The 7,825-nt window shown below is 75.2% G+C and carries 5 protein-coding genes; 1 reads left to right on the forward strand and 4 read right to left on the reverse strand.

Annotated elements, in window-relative coordinates; all coding sequences use genetic code 11:
• Positions 1–158: 158 nt before the first annotated feature.
• From C1I99_RS26850 to C1I99_RS26865, 4 genes are all read right to left on the reverse strand, one after another.
• The gene (locus C1I99_RS26850; RefSeq protein ID WP_111137006.1) at positions 159–1,376 is read right to left on the reverse strand and encodes an MFS transporter; all 1,218 of its coding nucleotides are present in this window, start codon (positions 1,374–1,376) and stop codon (positions 159–161) included.
• Positions 1,377–1,442: 66 nt separating this feature from the next.
• Positions 1,443–2,024 carry an isochorismatase family protein gene (locus C1I99_RS26855; RefSeq protein ID WP_111137007.1) on the reverse strand — a complete coding sequence of 194 codons (582 nt, stop codon included), beginning with the start codon at positions 2,022–2,024 and terminating at the stop codon, positions 1,443–1,445.
• Between the two features lie 14 nt (positions 2,025–2,038).
• A complete protein-coding gene (locus tag C1I99_RS26860; protein ID WP_111137008.1) occupies positions 2,039–3,325 on the reverse strand; it encodes a nicotinate phosphoribosyltransferase in 1,287 nt (428 codons plus the stop codon).
• Between the two features lie 16 nt (positions 3,326–3,341).
• Positions 3,342–6,020 carry a helix-turn-helix transcriptional regulator gene (locus C1I99_RS26865; RefSeq protein ID WP_111137009.1) on the reverse strand — a complete coding sequence of 893 codons (2,679 nt, stop codon included), beginning with the start codon at positions 6,018–6,020 and terminating at the stop codon, positions 3,342–3,344.
• A gap of 201 nt (positions 6,021–6,221) precedes the next feature.
• Here C1I99_RS26865 and C1I99_RS26870 point away from each other — a divergent pair, with 201 nt between their 5' ends.
• Positions 6,222–7,778 (forward strand): P-loop NTPase family protein, encoded by a 1,557-nt coding sequence (locus C1I99_RS26870; protein ID WP_111137010.1) that lies wholly within the window; start codon positions 6,222–6,224, stop codon positions 7,776–7,778.
• Positions 7,779–7,825 lie beyond the last annotated feature (47 nt).

Here is a 7,825-nt window from a genome sequence, read left to right on the forward strand (position 1 = left end):
ACCCCCCCCCGCGCGCCGCCTCCAATGCGCCGCCGCTCGCCTCTCGCCTGCCAGCAACTTCGGGGAGAGTGCTGCCTCAGCTGCGGTCGAGGCAGCACTCTCCCCGAAGTTGTCGCCTCGCGCGTCCGGTCAGGTCACGGGCGGCGGGTGACCGCCAGTCAGGCGACGGGTGCCAGCTCCGGTTCGGGGATGGCCGGGGCGGCAGCCGCGGCGCGGCGGTGCCGCAGCTCGATCGGGAGCACGACCAGGGCCACGGCCGCGCCGATCGCGCCGGTGACCACGAAGCCCCACAGCGGCGCGGAGGCGTCGATCACCGCACCGGCGAGCGGGGCGCCCACCGCGATGCCGACCGTGACCGCGGAGCCGTGCAGGCCCATCGCCTCGCCGCGGACGGCGGCCGGGGCGAGGCGGCTGACCGCGTCGGAGGTGGCCGCGATGGTCGGCGCGCAGAGCAGGCCGGCGGGGATCAGTGCCAGCCCGAGCAGCCACCAGTGCGTCCCGCCCAGCCCGACCGGGATGGTGCAGACGCTGAGCGCGGCCATCAGCGCCAGCGGGGAGAAGGCGCGGTGGATCGCCCCGTACGCGAACCCGCCGACCAGCGAGGCGACCGCCCAGATGGACAGAACGGCGCCCGTCCAGCCGGCCTCGCCGCTGTCCCGCAGCACGGCGACCACCGCCACGTCGGTGCCGCCGAGCACCAGGGTGGCCGAGGTGCTGACCGCCAGCACGGCGAGCAGCCGCGGGGTGAGCCACGCCCGCCGGGGCACCTTCGGCAGCGGCCCGGCCGGCTCGCCGCCGCCGCGGGTGGGTGGGTTCAGCAGCCAGAACGCGACGCCGGAGGCAACGATCCCGGCGCCGACCAGGTAGAGGGTGGTACGGGCGGAGAGCGCGGTGACCGCCGCCACGGCCAGGGCCGGGCCGAGCATGAACGACAGCTCGACCGACATCGAGTCCAGGGCGTACGCCGGGCGGCGCCGCTCGGCCGGGACCAGCGCGGCGATGGACTGGCGGACCACCGAGAAGATCGGCAGGGCCAGCGAGCCGGCGAGGAACGCGGCGGGCAGCAGCAGCGGGTAGGAGAGCCCTGGCGCGACCGACCAGAAGACGGCCTCGGCGACGCCGGTGAGTACGAGCACCGGCCGCAGGCCGTGCCGGTCGACCATCCGGCCGAGCAGCGGACCGCCGATCGCCGCGCCGACGGTGATCGCCCCACCGATCAGCCCCGCCGCGCCGTAGCCCCGGCCGAGGTCCTGCACGACGTAGAAGGTCAGCGTCACCCCGGTCGCGGTGAGCGGTACGCGGGCGAGCACCGACACGAGCAGCAGCGACCGGAGACCGGGCAGGGCGAGCGCCTCCCGGTAAGGCTTCATGTTCATGACGGTCCGTTACCTCCGGGCGACATCCTCGACCGGGGGTACGACATCCGCCAGCGATTTAGCGGCTCATGCGGCTCTGATCACAGGCTTGCCGCGGGTGGCGACCCCGGCGCCCGTCAGCGCGCGCAGCGCCACGTCGGTGGTGTCCGGGGCGACCCCGGCAGTCAGGTCCAGCAGTACCGTGGTGTCGAAGCCCTCCCGGACGGCGTCCAGGGCGGTGGCGCGCACGCAGTGGTCCGTGGCGATGCCGACGATCTCGAGCCGGTCCACCCCGTGCCGGCGCAGCCAGTCGGCCAGGCACTCGCCGCCGTCGGCGTGCCCCTCGAAGCCCGAGTACGCGGCCGCGTGCTCGCCCTTGTGGAAGATCGCCTCGACCCGGTCGGTGGCCAGGTTGGGGTGGAACTCCGAGCCCGGGGTGCCCACCACGCAGTGCTGGGGCCAGGAGTCCACGAAGTTCGGCGGATCGCCGAAGTGGGTACCGGGATCGATGTGGTAGTCCTTGGTGGCCACCACGTGGTCCCAGCGGTCGGGCTCGGCCGCGAGCAGTCGGGTGATGCCGGCCGCCACGCCGGCCCCGCCGCCGACGGCGAGCGAGCCACCCTCGCAGAAGTCGTTCTGCACATCCACGATGATCAGCGCGTTGCTCACAGGGAGCGCTCCTTTCATTCGGCCGGTACGACCGTGACCGGGATGGCCGGGTCGCCGCCGGAGAGCTTCAGCCCCTCCCAGGGGATCGAGATCAGGCACTGCCGCAGGTGTTCCCGCGACTCGTCCAGCGTCGGCAGGTCGATCGGCTCGCCCGCGACCAGGTACGAGCGCTGCAGCAGCCGGTCGTTGGGCTGCCGGTCCGGCACGCCCTGCGGCACGATGACCTCCTCGGTCGCCGTGCCGGTCGGCTTGTGCCGGCGTACCGCCACCTTCCGGCCGCCGATGGTGGCCTTGCGCTCGGAGCGCTTCACCACCGCTCGCCCGTCGACCTCCACCAGTTTGTAGACCAGCCCGGCGGTGGGTGCCCCGGAACCGGTCACCACGGCGGTGCCGGCGCCGTACATGTCCACCGGCTCGGCGGCGAGCGCGGCGATGGCGTACTCGTCGAGATCACCGGAAACGATGATCTTGGTCTCGGTGGCGCCGAGCGAGTCGAGTAGTTCCCGAGACCGCTGGGCGATCACCGCCAGGTCGCCCGAGTCGATCCGGACCGCCCGCAGGCCGGTACCGGCCACCGCGATCGCATTGCGGATGCCCTCATTGATGTCGTACGTGTCGACCAGCAGCGTGGTGTCCTTGCCCAGGGTGGCCACCTGGGAGGCGAACGCGGCCCGCTCGTCGTCGTGCAGCAGGGTGAACGCGTGCGCGGACGTACCGGCGGTCGGGATGCCGTAGCGCTGCCCGGCGGCCAGGTTGGAGGTGAACCGGAACCCGGCCAGGTACGCCGCCCGGGCCGCGGCCACCGCCGCCTCCTCGTGCGCCCGGCGGGAGCCCATCTCGATCAGTGTGCGCCCGCGCGCCGCGGTGACCATCCGCGCGGCGGCTGCCGCGACGGCGCTGTCGTGGTTGAGCACCGAGAGGACCAGCGTCTCCAGCACCACGCACTCGGCGAAGCCGCCGGAGACGGTGAGGATCGGCGAGCTGGGGAAGAACAGGTCGCCCTCGGCGTACCCGTCGACGTCTCCGGTGAAGCGGTAGCCGGCCAGCCAGGCGGCGGTCCGCTCGTCGACCAGGCCGGTCCGGCGCAGGAAGTCCACCTCTTCCGCGTCGAAGCGGAAGTTGCGGATCAGCTCGACCAGGCGGCCGGTCCCGGCGACCACCCCGTAGCGACGGCCGGCGGGCAGCCGGCGGGTGAACACCTCGAACACGCAGCGGCGGTGGGCGGTGCCGTCCCGCAGGGCGGCGCTGATCATGGTCAGCTCGTAGTGGTCGGTCAGCAGCGCGGGGCGAAGGGTGCTCACCGCCTCAGCCTAGAGTTCAGCCGGCATCTCCGCCGTCATGGCCCGGGATCGCCCGTAGCGCGGCCCGCAGCTCCACCCGGCTGGTGACGCCGAGCTTGCTGTAGATCCGCTGGAGGTGGTTCTCCACGGTGCGCGCGGAGAGGTAGAGCCGCACCGCGATGGCCCGGCTGGTCACCCCCTCGGCCGCGAGCCGCGCCACCTGCCACTCGCGTTCGGTCAGCGTCGGTGCGCCGGTCTGCAACGCGGGGGTGCGCACCAGGTCGCAGCGGCCGAGCAGGGCGGCGAGGCGTTCCCGGGCCACGGCGGCGGTGGGGGATCGCTGCTGCCGCAGCCGGCGCAGGGCCGTGGCGGTCGCCTCGGCCGCGTAGACGGTGAGGTCGAGCGCGGCGAAGCCGTCGGCGACCGTCAGCAGCTCGTCGGCGGCGCCGGCCACCACCGCCCGGGCGTGCCGGGCCAGCAGCGGCGGCAGCACCCCGTCGACGCGTTCGGAGAGCTCGGCCAGCCGCTGGGCGACCGTGCGGCGACCGCCGTCGGAGCAGGTCGGGCCGATCGGCGCGGCGGCCTGGTCGAGCCGGACCAGGTCGTGCAGCACATGCGCCTCGTGCCCGGCGAAGCCGTCGACCCGGAGCCGGTCGGTCAGCTCGGTCAGCTGCTTCACCGCGCCGGGCAGGTCGCCGGCGACCGCGAGCGCCGCGCCGCGGGCCTGCTCCAGCCAGGGATAGAGCACAGCCATGCCCGGCGCGTGGGTGCGGTCCGCCTCGGCCATCGCCTCGGCCGCCTGGGCGGCGTCCCCGCGCAGCGCCGCCGCCTGCACCCGTTCGGCGTGCGCCAGGCCGGCGTAGACCCGGCTGGTCGCCAGCACCGCGCACGCCTCCAGGGCGGTCCGCAGGGCCGCGTCGCTCTGGCCGCGCAGCCGGGCCGCGTACGCCTGAAGGATGGCCAGGTAGCCGGTGCCGAGCCGGAAGTCGCCGGCGCCGGCGAGGTCGGCGAACTCGTCGGCCACGATCGCGTCGATGCCGGCCAGGTCGCCGGCGAGGGCCAGCCGGGTGCCCCGGGCCAGTTCCAGCGCGAGCTGCAGGTACGGCATGTCGGCGCGCCACCGGGCCGCCTCGGCCTGCACCAGGCTGACCGCGGTGCCGCTGCGGTGCAGCTGCCCCTGGGCGGCCTGCAGGTAGGCGACGGTGCACCGGGCCAGCTCCCGCGCGGCGACGCTGGCCGCCGGCCGGTCCAGCACGGTCTGCCCGAGCCGCAGGGCGGCGGCGGTGTCCATCCGGTGCAGCCGCATGATGCCCTCGAAGGCCATCACCCGGGCCTGGTCCGCGGAGTCCTTCAACTCCGACCCGCGGGCCGAGATCTCCTCCACCGTGGACTCCCGGCTCAGCCCCCAGTAGCTGACCATCCCCCGTACGGTCAGCCAGCGGCTCAGCCGCCGGTCGCCGCGGATGTCGGCGGAGACGGCGTCGAGCACCGCGATCGCCTCGTCCGGCTGGTCGGCGAACATCAGGATGGTGGCCAGCGCCTCGGCGGCGTCGAAGCCGCCGCCGGCGTCCAGCGCCGCCCGTGCCAGCCGGGTGGCCAGCGGCACGTCGTAGCGGGCGAACGCCTGCCCGGCCGCGTCGAGCAGCATCGCCGGGTCCTGCGCGGTGCCCGAGTCGAGCCGCCACACGGCCACCCGGAGCAGGTCGTCACGGCGCCGCTTGCCGACCTGTTCCAGCAGCTCGGCGAGGCGGGCCTGCAACCGGCGGGTCCGGCTCACCGGGATCTGCCGGCGCATCACCTCGCCGTAGAGCGGGTGGGCCAGCCGTACGTTGAGCCGGCGGTCGTGCCGGACCATGGTGATCAGCCCGCGTTCCTCGGCGGTCTCCACGTCGTCCGGTTCGACGGCCTGGTTGAGCAGGTGCAGCCCGAGCGGCTCGCCGAGGGCGACCAGCTCGACCACCGACCGCACCCCCGGGGTGAGCTGACCGATCCGGGTGTCGATGAGGTCGGTCAGGCTCGGGGCCAGCTCCAGCCGGCCGGTCCACTTCCAGATCCCGTACGTGCGGGTCAGCTCGCCGCTGCCGGAGGCGGCGTGTACCAGCTCGCGCAGCAGCAGCGGGTTGCCCGCGGAGAGCCGGCCCAGCCGGTCGGCGGAGGTGGCGTCGACCGGCCCCTCCAGGATGGCGGCGAGCAGGCCGGCGCTGTCGGCCGGGTCCATCGGGCTGAGCTCGGCGTAATCGACCAGGTCATCCGTCCAGAGTGCCCGGATGGGCAGCGGGATCTGCTCACCGTTGCGCAGGGTGCCGATCACGGTGGCGTTCTCGGCCCGGGCGACCAGGTGCACCAGCGCGGCCGACGGCTGGTCGAGCAGGTGCGCGTCGTCGATGGCGAGCACGATCCGCCGGCCGGCCGCCTGCTGCTGCAGCACGTCCACGGCCCAGCGCAGGACGCCGGCCGGTGACAGGCCCTGCGGCTGCTCGGCGGGGAGCACCTGGACGAGGCCGCCGAAGGGCAGGGCCGCGGTGGTGGCGCTGGCCGCGATGGACCAGACCGCGTACCCGTCGCGGGGCAGCGCCGCCACCCCCTCGCGCAGCAGCCGGCTCTTGCCGATGCCCGCGCTGCCACTGAAGAAGAGCCCACGCCCCTCCGCGCCGGTCGCCGCCGACAGCAGACGGTTGAGCTCATCCATCCGGCCGACGAAACCCCACCGACTCATCAGCGCAGCATATCGACCGGAATCCGTCCGCGTGCACACCGTCACGCTGCGAAGTTGAGTAACCTCGTCGTTACCCCTGAGTATTCGAGGCGTTCCGCACGGGACCAGTGGCGCCCGTACTCTTCCGGCATCCGGGTGCCATCACCGGAATTTCCACGCGGCCGGCCGCTGCCGGTCGCCTCCACGGGAGGCCGCTTGCCGATGAAGCCGGGTCCTCTCCCCCCGGTCGACGTGCCCGGCGACATGGCCGGCGTACCGCGGCGCGGGCCGCTGCCCGCCCGGCTCGGGGTGACCCCGCCGGGTCCCGAGGAGCCGCTCGCCGTGGTGGCCGTCGGCCCCGCCGGCGCCGGGCGGCCCGAGGTGCTCGCCGGCCTGCTCCGGCTGGAACCCGGCATGCTCGACGTGCCGGCGGGCAGCTGGCTGGTGGTGCGCCACTCCCGGGTGCCGACCCGGGCCGCCTACGTGCCCGGCTACCGCCAGCCGCACTCGTACGGGGCCGACCGGTTCGCCGCCGGCCCCGCGCTGGCCCGCCCGCCCCGCCGGGTCGAGCTGAACGTGCCGGAGCCGCTGCTGCGCCACTTCAGCCTGGTCGACACGCCGGACACCGGCACGCTCGGGGTGGCCGGCGGCCGGGTGCTGCTCGACGCTGCCGGCCGGGCCGGGGCGCTGCTCTTCGTGATCGCCGCCGACCAGGCATTCACCGCCGCCGAACTCAACCTGCTCGCCGAGGTCGCCCGGGCTCCGGTCGAGGTCTTCTTCGCGGTCACCCCGGGCGCGACCGGGTGGGCTCCGGCGCCCGACGGCCCGGCGACGGAGGGCACGGGGGCGTCCATCGCGGCGGCCGGGGCCGGAGGCGGCGGGCCGGTCCCCGCCGCGCCCCGGGTCGACCCGGTCGCGGTCACCGTCGAGGCGCACCGGGCGGCGCTGCTGGCCGCCGTTCCCGCGCTCGCCGGCGCCCCGTGGTACCCGGTCACCGATGACGACGCCGCCGACCTTCGCCGCGCCCTGGTGGGCTGGGCCGCCGACGAGGGGCTGCGGCGGGCCAGCGCCGAGCCCCCGGTGCTCCCGGGCGCGCACGGCCGGGTGCCGGTGGTCGCCGAGCCGGGTGACTGGTCCGAGTCGCTGGACCGGCGGGCCCGATCCTGCACCCAGCGCATCCGCCAGCACCTCGCGCTGGAGTTGGCCAACACCCACCTGCGGGTGGTGCAGGAGATCGTCTTCGGGGTCGGCTGCGCCGGCCTGCCGCAGCTGCTCGACCGGGAGATGGAGGCGCTGTCGCTGCTGGCCACCGCCCAGTGCGACCACGCCGTCCGCGGGATCGTCGAGGAGGCCGCGGGACTGGTCTTCGGTGCCCCGCTGCCCGAGGGCGTGCGCCGGCGCATCGTCGCCGCCGTGCGCTGGGGCCTGGTCGACCACCGGGCGGGCCAGGACTTCGACCGGGTGCTGCTGGTCACCAGCACCGCAGGCGTGGCCGGGCTCACCGGCGCCTCCGCGATCGACGCGCTCGCGGGCTGTCCCGGCGCCGAACGCACCGAGGTGCTCCCGCCGGTGGCGGTGGCGCTGTCCGGCGGCTGCTGGCAGCACTGGCGCACCCCCGACAACGACGACCCGAACGCCGCCCGGGCCTGGGCGCAGCGGGCGTTGCGGGAGGTCGAGCTGGAGCTTGCCCGGGAGGTGTCCCGGCGGTTCGAGGTGGTCCGCCTCTCGCTCGACGCGGTGCTCTCCGATGCGGTTGACCACGGCATCCTGCTCGCCTGATGGGCCCCGTGCCCCCCGGCCCGCCCGCCCTCCCATCGGGCGTGCTC

Source organism: Micromonospora deserti, from assembly GCF_003236335.1.
Taxonomy (GTDB): Bacteria; Actinomycetota; Actinomycetes; order Mycobacteriales; family Micromonosporaceae; genus Micromonospora; species Micromonospora deserti.